General features: G+C 46.9%; 12 protein-coding genes. 11 read left to right on the forward strand and 1 reads right to left on the reverse strand.

Annotated features, from left to right (window positions below; translation table 11 throughout):
• The first annotated feature begins 54 nt into the window (after nucleotides 1–54).
• The 10 genes from alaS (at nucleotide 55) to HW560_RS12625 (ending at nucleotide 12237) form a co-directional block, all read left to right on the forward strand.
• A complete protein-coding gene (gene alaS / locus HW560_RS12580) occupies nucleotides 55–2685 on the forward strand; it encodes an alanine--tRNA ligase (RefSeq protein WP_090903955.1) in 2631 nt (876 codons plus the stop codon).
• A 277-nt stretch (nucleotides 2686–2962) separates the two neighbouring features.
• Nucleotides 2963–3223, forward strand: a complete 261-nt coding sequence (locus tag HW560_RS12585; RefSeq protein ID WP_024633073.1) for an IreB family regulatory phosphoprotein — start codon at nucleotides 2963–2965, stop codon at nucleotides 3221–3223.
• Between the two features lie 125 nt (nucleotides 3224–3348).
• Nucleotides 3349–3765: a Holliday junction resolvase RuvX gene (gene ruvX / locus HW560_RS12590; protein WP_076287768.1), complete on the forward strand. Its 417-nt coding sequence runs from the start codon at nucleotides 3349–3351 to the stop codon at nucleotides 3763–3765.
• A 12-nt stretch (nucleotides 3766–3777) separates the two neighbouring features.
• The gene (locus tag HW560_RS12595; protein ID WP_024633075.1) at nucleotides 3778–4077 is read left to right on the forward strand and encodes a DUF1292 domain-containing protein; all 300 of its coding nucleotides are present in this window, start codon (nucleotides 3778–3780) and stop codon (nucleotides 4075–4077) included.
• The gene (locus HW560_RS12600) at nucleotides 4078–4392 is read left to right on the forward strand and encodes a DUF1292 domain-containing protein (RefSeq protein WP_024633076.1); all 315 of its coding nucleotides are present in this window, start codon (nucleotides 4078–4080) and stop codon (nucleotides 4390–4392) included.
• 79 nt (nucleotides 4393–4471) lie between these two features.
• The gene (gene mltG / locus HW560_RS12605; protein ID WP_257031873.1) at nucleotides 4472–5512 is read left to right on the forward strand and encodes an endolytic transglycosylase MltG; all 1041 of its coding nucleotides are present in this window, start codon (nucleotides 4472–4474) and stop codon (nucleotides 5510–5512) included.
• A gap of 15 nt (nucleotides 5513–5527) precedes the next feature.
• Nucleotides 5528–6457, forward strand: a complete 930-nt coding sequence (locus HW560_RS12610; RefSeq protein WP_179263276.1) for a peptidase U32 family protein — start codon at nucleotides 5528–5530, stop codon at nucleotides 6455–6457.
• Between the two features lie 17 nt (nucleotides 6458–6474).
• On the forward strand, nucleotides 6475–7803 hold the full coding sequence (locus tag HW560_RS12615) for a peptidase U32 family protein (RefSeq protein ID WP_090903953.1): 1329 nt from the start codon (nucleotides 6475–6477) through the stop codon (nucleotides 7801–7803).
• Between the two features lie 235 nt (nucleotides 7804–8038).
• Nucleotides 8039–10321, forward strand: a complete 2283-nt coding sequence (locus HW560_RS12620) for a methyl-accepting chemotaxis protein (RefSeq protein ID WP_090903952.1) — start codon at nucleotides 8039–8041, stop codon at nucleotides 10319–10321.
• Between the two features lie 113 nt (nucleotides 10322–10434).
• Nucleotides 10435–12237, forward strand: coding sequence for a peptidoglycan D,D-transpeptidase FtsI family protein (locus tag HW560_RS12625; protein WP_256222369.1), 1803 nt, complete (start codon nucleotides 10435–10437; stop codon nucleotides 12235–12237).
• Here HW560_RS12625 and HW560_RS12630 read toward each other — a convergent pair.
• Nucleotides 12216–13412 carry an AI-2E family transporter gene (locus HW560_RS12630; RefSeq protein WP_179263278.1) on the reverse strand — a complete coding sequence of 399 codons (1197 nt, stop codon included), beginning with the start codon at nucleotides 13410–13412 and terminating at the stop codon, nucleotides 12216–12218. The two genes, HW560_RS12625 and HW560_RS12630, sit on opposite strands and share 22 nt — an antisense overlap.
• 186 nt (nucleotides 13413–13598) lie before the next feature.
• On the opposite strand from HW560_RS12630, the gene HW560_RS12635 reads away from it, so the two are divergent.
• Entirely contained in the window at nucleotides 13599–14999 is a 1401-nt protein-coding gene (locus HW560_RS12635) for a polysaccharide deacetylase family protein (RefSeq protein ID WP_090903950.1), read from the forward strand.
• The last annotated feature ends 9 nt before the right edge of the window (nucleotides 15000–15008 follow it).

Here is a 15008-nt window from a genome sequence, read left to right on the forward strand (position 1 = left end):
ACCAACCGGAGCGAATACGCAACGGACTATTATAATTTAATGGGGGCATCCAGTATGAAAGCCAGTGAAATCCGGTCCAAGTGGATAGAGTTTTTTGCAAGTAAAGGTCACAAAATCGAGCCAAGCGCATCGCTTGTACCTCATAATGATCCATCCCTTCTTTGGATCAATGCAGGTATGGCGCCGTTGAAACCGTATTTTGACGGTCGGGAGAAACCGGAGAACCCGCGTCTCGCCAACTCCCAAAAATGTATTCGTACAAATGATATTGAAAATGTCGGTAAAACGCGTCGTCACCATACGTTCTTCGAAATGCTCGGCAACTTCTCTATTGGAGATTACTTCAAGGAAGAGACCGTAACATGGGCGTGGGAATTCTTGACCAGCAAAGAGTGGATCGGATTCGATCCGGAGCGCCTGTCCGTTACGGTATATCCGGAAGATGAGGAAGCATTCAAACTGTGGAACGAAAAAGTGGGACTACCTGCTGAGCGTATCATTAAATTGGATGAAAACTTCTGGGATATCGGCGAAGGCCCGTGTGGGCCTTGTACCGAGATCTTCTATGACCGCGGCGAAGCTTATGGAAACGACATGAGTGATCCTGAAATGTATCCAGGTGGGGAAAACGAACGTTATCTGGAAGTATGGAATCTGGTATTCTCCCAGTTCAACCATAACAAGGACGGTAGCTACACACCGCTTCCTAATAAAAATATTGATACAGGTGCAGGTTTGGAGCGTTTTGCTTCCATTCTGCAAAATGTGGATTCCAACTTCGACACAGACCTGTTTCAACCAATGATTCAGAGAACAGCCGCTCTTGCGGGTGTGAAATATAACGACAGCGTAGAGATTGACGTTGCACTGAAAGTCATTGCCGATCATATCCGTACCGTTGCTTTTGCTGTAGGTGATGGCGTTCTGCCAAGCAATGAAGGACGCGGATATGTCATTCGCCGTTTGCTCCGTCGTGCCGTACGTTACGGAAAAGTACTGGGACTTGACCGTCCATTCCTGTATGAACTGACAACGACTGTTGGTGAAGTGATGGGGATGTACTACCCGGAAGTCGTGGACAAACAGGAGTTTATCGCCAAAGTGATCAAAACCGAGGAAGAACGTTTCCACGAAACACTCACAGATGGTCTGGCTATTCTTGCGGATATCAGCGGCACAGCCAAGTCCGAAGGACGTACGGTTATTAGCGGGCCTGAAGCGTTCAAACTGTATGATACGTACGGTTTCCCGTTTGACCTGACAGAAGATTATGCAGCAGAGCATGGTCTGACGGTAGATCGCGAAGGTTTTGATGCTTCCATGCAGAAGCAGCGTGAGCTAGGACGTGCAGGGCGTCAAGAGAACGAGAGCATGAAAGTTCAAGGTGGACCACTTGCTGATCTGGAGGTTAAAAGCGAGTTTGTTGGTTATAATGACCTGTTGACGGAAGCAAAAGTGGTAGCCATCGTTGCTGGTGACGCATTGGTAGACTCCGTAAGCGAAGGACAGACATGCCAGGTCATCCTTGACAAGACTCCGTTCTATGCAGAAAGTGGCGGACAAGTGAGTGATCAGGGCTTGCTGCGCGGAGCCAGTGTAACGGCGAAAGTGCAGGGCCTGTTCAAAGCTCCGCTGGGACAGCATGTACATCTGGTGACGGTAGAGTCCGGTGAACTGCGTGTAGGTGATGTGATTAAAGCTGAAGTGGATGCATCCAAACGTGGCGATATTATCAAAAACCATACCGCAACCCATTTGCTGCACAAAGCGCTCAAAGATGTGCTCGGAACGCATGTCAATCAGGCAGGATCACTCGTAGAGCCTCAACGTCTGCGCTTTGACTTCTCGCACTTCGGCAGCATTACGCCGGAAGAATTAACGGAGATCGAGCGTCAGGTGAACGAACAGATCTGGAATCGTCTGAACGTAAACATTGAACTGAAAGCTATTGATGAAGCCAAAGAAATGGGCGCAATGGCACTGTTCGGTGAAAAATACGGGGATATCGTACGTGTAGTACAAGTCGGAGACTATAGTTTGGAACTTTGTGGCGGCTGTCACGTAAACAATACATCAGAGATCGGTATCTTCAAGCTGGTGAGCGAGAGCGGAATCGGCTCCGGCGTACGTCGGATCGAAGCTGTGACTGGCCGTGGCGCGTATCTTTATGTGGAAAGCCAGTTGGAACTGCTCAAGCAATCAGCAGCACTGCTCAAAGCAAATGTGGCTGATGTACCTAAACGGATTGAAGGTCTGAACCTGCAACTGAAAGAAGCGGCCAGAGAGACTGAATCCTTACAAAGTAAGCTGAGTGCCATGGAAGCTGGTCAATTGACTGATCAAGTAGTACAAGCAGGAAATACACAATTGCTGGCAGCGCGCGTAGATGCTCCGAACATGGATGCACTGCGTACAGTGGCAGATGAGTTGAAAGTAAAATTGCCTAACGCGGTACTCGTATTGGGTGCTCCAGCGGACGGCAAAGTGAATTTCGTTGTAGCTGTACCTGCTGAACAAGTAAAACAAGGGCTGCATGCAGGTAAAATCGTCAAGGAAGTTGCGGCAGTATGCGGCGGCGGAGGTGGCGGACGTCCTGATATGGCGCAAGCCGGAGGCAAGGACGCAAGCAAGCTGGATGAAGCGTTGAAACTGGCGGTTTCATTGGTTAGCGGGCATACTGCATAAATCGAACGAGTGGCTTTCAAACGCCAAAATATAGTTCGAAATGGTTCTGTTCGTTTATATGGAGGTTGGATCGGGAGGCTTCTTCCCGTCCAACTTTTGTACCCGAGAGCGAGTGGAACTGAATGATGCAATATGCTGAAGCCAGTAAAGGACAAGCAAAAAACACAATTGGCTTATCCTTTGTTTACTTGTGGCAGTCAGAATATGTTATTATATAAGCAGAAATCAATTCGGCAGGACATGGTCCCCATGTTCATGCAGGAGCGAGGTGTCATCAATGGACTCCATGGATAAGACGGTTAAATTTAATGTGAAAGCCGACGAGCAGGAAGCATCCTCCAAAGAGATTCTTCTCACGGTATATGATGCACTGGTGGATAAGGAGTATAATCCTATTAACCAGATTGTCGGGTATCTGATTTCTGGAGACCCCGCATACATCCCTCGTCACAACAATGCACGCAGTCTGGTCCGTAAAAAAGAGCGCGATGAGCTGATTGAAGAGCTTGTTCGTTCTTATCTGGCCAATCACCGGTAATGTACATCGCTTCCGCTGTGATGCAGCTATGCAGGCAGCGGGAAATGAACCGACAGAAGACAGCCTGAAGCTTGAGAAGGCGAATATGGTTCGACCTGAGCAGGCTTGAGGATGGGAGAGCATGGATGAAAATATTAGGTTTGGATTATGGGGACCGAAGAATCGGAGTTGCCGCTAGTGACGCCTTCGGTTGGACTGCCCAGGGATTGGAAGTACTTGAACGCCGCCGGGATGAAGGTGAGTTCGCTCGGATTGCGGAGCTTGTGCGTGAGCATGAGATCGGCGAGATTGTTGTCGGACTTCCCAAAAACATGAACGGCACCGTAGGGCCGCGTGGTGAAATATGCATCGCTTTTGCCGAACGCCTGCGGGGCGAACTGAATTTACCTGTTCACCTTTGGGATGAACGACTGACAACCATGGCAGCAGAACGAACGTTGCTTGAAGCGGATGTCAGTCGCAAAAAACGCAAGCAGGTTGTGGACAAAATGGCCGCAAGCTTGATTTTGCAAAATTATTTGGATGCCAATAGTAAAAGGTGAGGGGGATCAACAATGGCTGAAGATCAACTGGGTATGGAAGAAGAATCGGAGATTATTTACATTGCGGATGACGAGGGTAATGAAGAGGAATTCGAAGTCATCATGAAATTCGAAGTGGACGGTTCGGAGGCCAAGTACATGATGGTTGCTCCGGTTGAACCCGAAGATGGAGAGACGGATGTCTATGCATTCCGTTATGAAGAAGAGGGCGACGATATTAAACTTTTCGTCATCCAAGATGATGCCGAATGGGATATCGTCGAGGAGACGTTTAATACATTTCTTGCAGAAGATGAAGAGGAAGCGAACTAAATGACAGAATACAGCCGCGAAGACTTGAAATGGACAGATTCGCTGCGTCTGGCTTTTGGTGCTCACGTTGAGCTGGAAGAAGAGAACGGTAAATCGCATCCGTATGACCTGCTGGCTGAGTTTGAAGTGAAGGGCCAGCAGTATGCGGTGCTCCGCAGTTCATTACGTCCTTATGACGAAGTTGAACTTTTGCGGGTTTTACCGGGAAGTGAAGGCCAGATCATGCCGGAATTAGTTACGATTGACGATGATGATGAGTGGGAGAACATCTCAGAATTGTATGATGAGTGTACACTCCCCATTGACGAAGATTGATGAATCAGCTTCAAATTGAAGAAACCGGAAGGGCGGAGAAGTCCGCTCTTTTTGGTTGTGTAAAGGAGTTGTGTCTTTTTTGAAAGGAAAAGCGATACTAATCTTTCTGCTTATCATCGTGGTGGTTGCCGGAGGCGCAGGCGTATATGTCTGGAACATGATGCGTCCGGTACAAGCATCCACAGAACCGATCGTTTTCGAGATCAAGAGCGGGTCAGGGACTTCCAAAATTGCGGACCAGTTGGAGCAGGAAGGTCTGATTCGGAGTGGTTTAGCTTTTAAGGGATACCTGAAATGGAAGAAACAGGGATCGAATTTTATGGCAGGTACATATTCCTTAAATCCAGGTGTGTCATACGATGAGATTATTACTAAGCTGAGTAACGGTGAAGTTGTGCCTGAATCCATGGTCAAGTTTACGATTCCTGAGGGATATACAGTATTACAAATGGCAGACAAACTATCTGCTGAAGGAATTGTAGATCGTGAGGAATTTATCAAGCTTGCGAATGATCCATCTGCTTTTGATATCGACATTATCAAGGACATTCCAGTGGATGAAGAACTGCGATATGTGCTGGAGGGGTACCTGTTCCCGGAGACGTATGAGCTCAAAGAGGGAAGTTCTACTCAAGAGGTCATGCAGCGAATGCTTGAGGAATTCCAGACCAAGGTTGATTCTATCCCTGATTTGGCGTCCAAACTCAAGGAGAGAAACCTGTCTTTGCATGAAGTATTAACGATCGCATCGCTTGTCGAGAGAGAAGTCGTGGTAGATCAGGAACGGGCGCTTGTTGCAGGTGTGGTCTATAATCGGATCAAGCAGAATATGAAACTGGAGATCGACGCGACAGTACAGTATTTATTGGATAAGCCGAAGGCAAGATTGCTTTTCAAGGATCTGAAGGTACAGAGCCCCTATAATACGTATCTGAACAAAGGGCTGCCACCAGGACCGATTGCTAGTCCAAGTCTGGCATCCATTGAGGCAGCGTTGGAACCGGAAGCTTCGGATTACCTGTTCTATGTGACCAAGAAGGACGGTACTTTTGGACATCTGTTTGCCAAAACGTATAAGGAACATCAGCAAAATATAGCCAAAAGTAAGGCTGCGCAATAAGCGGAGGGGATGTATATGAGTACGAAACATGAACTGCTCGTTACGGCGGCAAATGTGAAAGAAGCAGAGGTGCTGCTCCGAGCAGGAGCAGATGCTTTGTTAATTGGGGATGATCGCTTCGGCATGCGTCTTCCCGGAAGCTTCAGTTTAGATGAAACAGCAGAGGTCGCTGCCATTGCAGCGAAACATCAGGCTCGTGTATACGTGTCCATGAACAATCTGATGTCCAACGAGCTGCTAAAGGAATTACCTGAATATGTTCAAGCATTGGGTAAAATCGGTGTGCATGGGGTGGAGTTCAACGACCCATCTGTGCTCGCCGCTATTAAGGAGTTTGCTCCCCATATCCAGCTGCACTGGAACGCTGAGATGACATCGACCAACTATGCAACAGCCAACTACTGGGGAACCAAAGGCGCGAGTCGAGTTGTGCTTGCTCGGGAGCTGAATATGGACGAGCTGACAGAGATGGTTCCATTTCTGAAGGTGGAAGCTCAGGTGCAGGTACATGGCATGACGAACATTTATCATTCCAAACGGAGTCTGGTGCAAAGTTATATGTCCCATCAGGGGCGCCCAGTAGAAGGGCATTTGGGTAAAGAGCGTGGTTTATTTCTGATTGAGGCCGAACGGCGGGATGAGAAATTCCCGATCTATGAAGATGTGAACGGAACTCACATCATGAGCTCGGAGGATATCTGTATTCTTGAGGATCTTCATCTGTTGATGGAGGCTGGTGTACACAGCTTCAAAATCGAAGGCATATTAAAACCGCTTGCGTATAACGAAGCTGTTGTACGTGCATACCGTATAGCTCTGGACAGTTATGCAGCTGATGCCGATGCTTATGTATTTTGTGAAGAATGGCTGGACGAGGTGCGTCAATTGCAGGACCCTGAGCGGGAATTGTCGTTTGGATTTTTCTATAAAGAACAGGTGTATTAATAGACGAGGTGAACAACATGGAAACAGTGGCGGTACAGCGGAAGTTCTCGGGTAAACGTAACCGTCTGGACAAACCGGAGCTACTTGCTCCGGCGGGCAATCTGGAAAAGCTTAAATTTGCTATCCATTATGGTGCAGATGCTGTGTATATCGGTGGACAGGCATACGGATTGCGTTCCAACGCGGATAACTTTAGCTTTGAGGAAATGCGTGAAGGTGTGGAATTTGCCAAAAAATATGGAGCCAAGGTTTTCGTGGCAACCAATATTTATGCGCATAATGAGGATATCGAAGGCATTCAAGCATATTTGCAAAACTTGTATGATGCAGGAATTGCAGCGATTATCGTAGCAGATCCCGCAATTATTGAAGTGGCTCAGCGTGCCGTACCGGGGCTGGAAGTGCATTTGAGCACACAACAATCCACTCTGAACTGGCAAGCTGTGAAGTTCTGGAAGGATGAAGGGCTCCCACGCGTCGTTCTCGGACGTGAGACCAGCTTTGAAGAAATTGAAGAAATCAAGGCCAATGTGGATATCGAGATCGAAGCTTTTATTCATGGAGCGATGTGCTCGTCATATTCCGGACGTTGTGTGTTGTCCAACCATTTTACGGATCGGGACTCCAACCGGGGTGGCTGCTGCCAATCCTGCCGCTGGAAGTATGATCTGTTTGAAGATGCCCGCGAAGATACCGTGTGGGTCAGCGAAGAAGAAATGCAAATGCAGGCACCTGCACCATTCAAATTGGGAGAGAACCAGCTGCCCCTATTCCAGGAGCAGGACAATTCTTTTTCCATGGGTTCGAAGGATCTGTGCATGATTGGGCATATTCCTGAGCTGATTGATGTCGGTGTGGATAGTTTCAAAATCGAGGGACGCATGAAGTCCATTCACTATGTGGCTACCGTGGTTAACGTATATCGTCAAGCCATCGATTCTTATATGGCTGACCCGGAGAACTATGTATTGAAGCCTGAGTGGGTAGAGGAAATGAACAAGGCAGCGAATCGTCCACTGAATACCGGATTTTTCTATGATACACCGGATCATGAGGATCACATCTATGAACCGGAAGAAAAAGCGGTACCTTTCGACTTTGCCGGATTGGTTATGGACTATGATGCGACTACAGGAATGGCGACCATTCAACAGCGCAATCATTTCAAGCCAGGACAGGAAATCGAATTTTTCGGTCCGGGCGGCCACTTTTTCAAACAGGTAGTTGGGGAATTGCAGGATGAAGACGGCAACGTGATCGATGCAGCCCGTCACCCGTTACAGCGTGTAAAAATGAAGGTGAATCAACCTGTTTCCTACTTTGATATGATGAGAAAAAAGAAATAGGTTCAAATGCCTAGTTTTTAACAAAATAATGCTATGATTTAACAATATAGTGTTATAAAATTTACAAATTCGACCTCCGTATATCGGTATATGGGGGTCTTTTTTTTATAGAAAAATAGGAAAAAAGTTGTAATAAATTTCGAAAAAATGAGAGGGGAAAGGAGAAAGCTGTCGAATACTACATATTTATAGGGGAGAGAAAGAAAAATCCAACAAGTAAATTACTGGCAGGTGAATGGGATTGGTTCAAAAGAAGCAGAATGACAGTGGGGAAGAATTGACAAAACCCGAGAAGGTTAAGCCCGAGAAGGTTCAGAAAGTGAAGAAAGAAAAAGGTGTTAAGAGTAAGACAGGGGATACTCCAGGCCAAAAGCCCTTTAAATTGGACGGGAGTAAGCTGAAGTCGGGATGGAACAAAACGAAAACCCAATTGAAAAAGCAGGACTGGAAAAATATTGGGGGAACAACGTTTACACAGATTAAGAAGGCTAATCCCGTTAAATCGGTAGGCGTTAAGCTGTTTTTGATCTTTTTTGCGGGCATCATGATCTTTGTCGTTAGTTTGGGTCTATTATCCTATGCGAAAGCCAAGGATACGATTGAGAAGAATGCATCCCGATCAAATCAGGAAACGATTGAACAAACCAAGCAAAAAATGGACATTATTCTGGAGCGGTTTGTAGATACATCCACTCAAATTTTCTTCGATCCGGAAATGCAGTCCTTGCTTCAGAAAATGTCTGATAAGAATTTGTCGGCATATGATACGTTTGTGAATTCAAGCTCCATCAACAAACAATTGTCGAATATTGCTTTTACGAATAAATCTATGGAAGCGATTTATCTTGTGCCGACAGACGAAACAAAATCGATAATGGGTACAGGAAGCAACAGCTCTGCCATGGGCGACATCCGTAAAGAAGGTTGGTATGATGAATTGGTTCAGGCGGGTGGATATCGCTGGCTGCCAACAGAAGCCAAAGAGGATGGCAGCACACCCACGTTCCGCATTGCCCGTTCGATGAAAAACCTGCAAGGGACTACCCAGTCCTATGTGTTAATCATTGAATTGAAATTGGAGGTTCTGGAGCAGCAATTGAAATCTCTTGACTTGGGTGAAGGCTCAGTTCTTCAACTCATTGCTCCGGACAACAAGGTTGTAGCTTCAACGATTGCTGATCGTACAGGGAAAGATACGGATTTGACTTTTGTTAAAGAGTTGAAAGAAAAATCCGGCAGCACGAATACGGAGTATACGGTGGATGGAAATTCAACCAATATGCTGGCTTCATATAGCACCATGGATTCATCCGATTGGAAACTGATCGGGATGGTTCCAACATCTATTCTGGTGAAAGATGCTAAGGGTATTCTGACGTTGACCCTGTGGATGGCATTGGTTGATGCGGCTATTGCGATTCTGATCGGTATTTGGATGGTTCGCATGATTGCCCGTCCAATGGGTAAATTGAAAGATCTGATGCAAGAAGGGGCAAAAGGGAACCTCAAGGTGCGTACACCTTATAGCTCCCAGGATGAAATTGGTCAATTATCGGCTGCATTCAATCTGATGATGGAGCAAATTACGAAACTCGTGGAGCAAACCAACCGTTCTGCACAGGAAGTATTGGATACGGCTTCTGAGCTGAGCAGTGCGTCCAAGAAAACAGCAGTCTCTGCTTCCGAGATTGCCGTAGCCACTGAAGAAATTGCAGGTGGAGCAAGTAGTCTGGCAACAGAAGCAGAGCGTGGAAATGAATTGACCGACAATATCTCCCGTCAGATGGAGAGTGTGGTTGCCGCGAATGAACAAATGGGTGATTCAGCCCGTCATGTAGAGAAATCTAGTCAGACAGGTACACAGCATCTGAATCAGTTGATGACCAAAACGCAGAAGACAGAAGAAATGATCGGTGCGTTGGTAAACAAGGTGGATTCCTTGAAAGACAGTACGTCCTCTGTTCTGAAGGTGCTTGACGTCATGCAAAATATTACCAAGCAAACGAACATTCTTTCCTTGAATGCAACCATTGAAGCCGCTCGTGCCGGTACAGCTGGACGTGGATTCATGGTGGTCGCGAATGAGGTTCGCCAGTTGGCTGAACAATCCAGACAGTCCATTGATATGGTCGGCGACATTACCGACAAGATTATGACCGAAATGAATGAGACAGTGGATCAATTGTCTGCAGCGTATCCGTTATTCAAGGAACAGATGGATGCCGTAAAAGATACTAATGTAATATTTGCTTCAGTGCAGCAACAAATGGGTGCGTTTGTTGAGAGTCTGAGCATGGTCACTGGCTCAATCGGAGATTTGAATCAATCTCAAGGAACGTTGTCCGAAGCGATGAGTAATGTCAGCGCAGTAGCTGAACAATCATCTGCAACATCCCAGGAAGTTGCCTCCTTGAGCAGTGAACAACAAAATATCAGCAACCAACTGGTGAATTTGTCAGCAAAACTGGAGAATGTATCAACAGAATTGAAAGATACATTGTCTCGCTTTACAGTCTAATTCGAAGCTGTTTGAAAGCCTGTCCCTAATAAGGGACAGGTTTTCTTCTTGTTACCGGATAATTCCATTCCGAATGAAGAATACTATGCCAAAACGCTGAACGGGGTGGTCTGATGCAAGTACAACTGAAGCGGCGCATTTATATTGCATGTATTCTTTTTACGGGTTTATTTTCTTTGCTGATGATTCGTTTGGCTTGGGTTCAAGTCGTTCAAATCAATCGCACGATGCCAGGATTTCAACGTACCGTTCGTGAGATGTCCGTATTGCAGCGAGAGCGTGGAGTGGTATTGGATACGGGACGAGGACAGTTTATCGATTACAAAGGGCGGCCCCTAACAGGTAAGCTGGAATGGGGGTTGGTCCTTTTTCCGCATCCAGATCAAACAAGTCATTCATACCCATCCACAAAATCGGAAGTTAAGGAATTGGCGGCTCTCTTACATACTGATGTGAATTCGTTACAAAAGGAATGGAATCAAGGGAACGCACCCCACTTCTGGACTGCAGGTGCCAACCAGCCGAACCCATTGACTGAGTCTCAGGTTGCCCGACTACGTGAATTGAAGACAGACGGAGCGAGTGTGTATCCTCTTATGACACGTTATGGACAAGCCGCTACAGGCATGCAATGGTTGGGTTATCTTGCTGAACAGCCTGAATTCCCGAACGCACAGTCGCGTCATAAAAATGAGGTGAAGCAGCCTTTTGCCATGAAATCTGGAGCAGCTGGGCTGGAAAGAACAATGGAACCTTTATTGATGGGCATTGGACCTACCCTGTTAACACGCATGGTTACAGGTTCAGGAGAGGTTATTCCGGATATCCAGCCACGCGTGATTGCACCCGCGAATACACACTATCCATTGCGTGCGGAGACGACGATAAATATCGATTTGCAGCAAGGGATAGAGCAGATGGTGAGGAAGTCCGGTATGAAGGAAGGGGCTATCGTTGTGCTGGATGCGGCGAATGCAGACGTACGTGCGATGGTTTCGGCTCCGTTCTATAATCCGCAGCATGTGGACCCCAAACAAACGGCTTGGGCAAATCGTGCCGTGCAGGGGGCTGTGCCTGGTTCCATATTCAAAATCGTTACAGCCGCCGCCGCGTTGGAATATCACGCTGTATCCAAAGGGGAGACTTTCCATTGTGGTGGCGAATGGGGAAAATATGGTCTGTCCTGCTGGAAGGAGCATGGGCATGGGACATTGAATCTGGAGCAAGGGTTTGCCGAGTCCTGCAATATTGTATTTGCTGAAACTGCCCGTCGGCTCAGTATAGAGCAGATGGAACGTACGGCGGATGCTTTGGGATTGGCACGTGCAATTGGGTGGGAGGGAAAGCAGGTTGCAGGTATGCCGGTACTGCAGCATTTTGATCATGAGGATGCAGGAAGAGTGAGACTGCCATCTGTCTCGCCACAGGATGAAGGAGCAAAGGTACAGACGGCTATCGGTCAACGGGACGTTCTGGTGACCCCGTTACAAGCGGCCAATCTGATCGTCACGCTCTTGCATGATGGCAAGGTAAGTGCTCCACGCCTCGTTCAACGTATCCGATATGCCGATGGCGATACGATGCTGGATATGCCGATGCATGATTCACCATCTTCAGCAGGACGAATCTCCCCAGCTACGGCGCATCAGCTGTTATCCTGGATGAAGAAGGTTGTTAGGGACGGAACGGGAAAATCCCTGCAACATGCACGGTGGCAAGTGGCAGGGAAATCAGGTACAGCACAGGTACAGCAGCACGGAGAGAAGCGTAACCATCAATGGTTCATTGGGTACGGACCTACGGACCAACCCAAATATGCCGTAGCTGTCCTTGTCCAAAACGTTGCTCCAAGCAGCCGTCACCAAGCAACGGCGATGTTCAGAAAAGTGATGGACTATTTGGCCGAATCCTCATGATTCCCATGAGGAGCAGGTTCTTGCACCGAAGGCTCAGCATTCATACCAGGTGCGGCTCCACCCGGTGTGTCCATCACGAATGGTGAAGATTCAAATTCATCCTTCGGCAAGTGAATCCATTGCTGGAGATATCCTTGTTGCAGCAGTTCTTTGAGCAGAATTAGCAGCACCGGAGACAATACCACACCAGCCAGGCCAAAGACGGAGAGCGAGATCAGCATAAAAGAAAGCATCAAGTAAGCGGAAGAGACCCCGATTGAATTACCCGATATTTTCGGCTCCAGCAGTTGGCGTGTCAGCAAGGTTACAGCAAGGACTACAATTAAGCCAATCGCAAGGCTGCTATTGCCCACTATGAACAGATACACAATCCACGGAATGAATATAACTGGAACTCCCAGCAAAGGCACAAGGTCAAAAACGGCGCAGATGGCTGCGATAGTGAAGGCATTAGCAGTTCCAAGAATCAACAAGCCTGCATAAATCAATACAAAAGTGATCAGCATCATAATCATCTGGGCCTTCAAATACGAACGGATCGTCTTGAACACATGATTACGCATAAATTCAAGAGCCAGCTTCAACGTTTTTGGTGTTTTGGCCCGGGCAAATTTCCGCCAGGATTCAATCTCGATACTGAGAAAGAATGCGAGAATAATGGCAATGCCAAAATTGGTAATAAAGGAAGAAAACGAACTGAGAAAACCGATGACGATTTGTGCACCGCTGGTCACCCATTTGGACAGGAATCCGGTCAGTGTAGCAAAATAGTCATTAACCTTCTCGGTTATTCCGTCAGGTAAAGCATCCGACTTGTCCTGAATGAAATAAACCAGATTGGTGAATTCACGCTGAATCATCTCAATATAATAAGGAAAATTATCCTGCAAATTAGAAATTTGGGATACGATAATTAATCCCAATCCAAAAAAGGCAGCGACAATAACCCCAAGAAACAATAACACCGAAATGGCGGCGCCCAGGGTTTTGGGCAACCCTTTGCGATGTAGAAATCTTGCCAGAGGTTCGATCATCCAATACACTATAAATGAAAGAAAAACTGGCGCAGCCAATTGATATAATCGGCTGAATCCGTACATGATAAAGTACACGGTTAAAACGAGCAGCGCAATGTCAAAGACGGTGCGCCCGTATTTTTTGTAAAGCGGCAGCATGGGCAGGGCTCCTTTGTACGTCATTAAGGTAAAAATTAGGATGCATTAATTGTACACGATAGCTATCTTTTTGGGAAAAGAGGATTTAAGAAAAGGCTGAATTATGATAAAATTAAAGGCGGTTTATTTTAGTTAGTGCTATATTATGGCACGGTAATTCAGCATGAGAAGCGGGGAGTTTGTAGCATGACAAATTTACTTCAGAGCATATTACTGTGGTTATTGTACATTTCATCGTTTTACGCCTTTATTCCGAGTTTAGTTAGCAGACTTTTCGGTTTTCGTGTGTTCAGGCGCGGGAGAAGTGAGACGGAGTTTTCTTTAACTTTTGATGATGGGCCGGACCCGAAATACACACCCAGATTGCTTGATTTACTGCGTCAGTATGAAGCAAAGGCAACGTTTTTTGTAGTCGGGGAGCATGCAGCCCGTCATCCTGAGCTCATCCAGCGCATACATGAGGAAGGTCACCTTCTCGGAATTCATAATTATATTCATAAAACCAATTGGTTGATGCGGCCTCGTACGGTTCGAGATCAGATTCAACGAACAGGTCAGATTATTCAGGAGGTTACGGGGGTAAGAACTTGTTATTATCGTCCACCATGGGGCATTATGAATCTGTTTGATTTTTTCAGTAAAAAAGATCGCCGGATTATCCTGTGGTCGTCCATGTTTGAGGACTGGAGAAGCAGTGTGGGCGTTGAAAAATTGACGGAACGAATGTTGAAGGAGCTAAGGGGCGGAGAGGTCATGTTGCTGCATGATCGAGGGACTACCCTCGGCGCTGATGCACACGCGCCGGAGCAGATGCTCCAGGCGCTCGAAGTCGTATTGCAGGAAGCAAACAGGCAGCAGTTGCACAGTGTACGCATCGATACGTTGATGGGAGGCGTTACGGTGAGCGAATCTAAAACTACAAGTCAACCACAAACACATTTATCACCCTGGAAACGGATGGTTGTTGCGTTATGGCTAGGTTGGGAGAAGTTGTTTCATTGGGTATACCATTTGCATACAGCGTCACCGGAGGACCCATTGCTGCATTACCGCTCCCGCGTATATCATGGAGCATTGGTCGAAATGGATGATGGTCATGTGATTCGTAACGGGGATCCAGTTATTGAACTTCATTTTGATAATAAAAAGCTTTTCGATCTAGGTATGACTTCACGCTCAAGTATGCATCTGGCCATTCGCATGATTCGGGCCATGGAACAGCAACTTCCTGATTTGGCTCGGCAGGTCGCCCTTCAACCTGAACTCCGTTCGGCTAAGGCTCTATACGGTGTGAGCATGATTAACCGGGGACCGGAGAAATTCGGGTTTACGGTTCGGGAACTGGCTCCTGGTCCGTTCAGTTCTGCATCCAAAGTGTATTTGAAACTTCTGCTAAGCGTCATTCATCCGGCAGGAACGAAACGTCTGAAGCAACGATCCGAACAATTGGTTCCAAAAATGATTGCTATGCCGCTTGACGTGCTGTTGGATCGATATGGTCAGCACGCACTGGTAGCAGCGACGGCGGAACATTCCTCTGAGCATTTGTTGGTTTCCGAACAGGATCTTGTACCTGAACGAAACTAATCACGAAAT

Source organism: Paenibacillus sp. E222, assembly GCF_013401555.1.
GTDB lineage: Bacteria > Bacillota > Bacilli > Paenibacillales > Paenibacillaceae > Paenibacillus.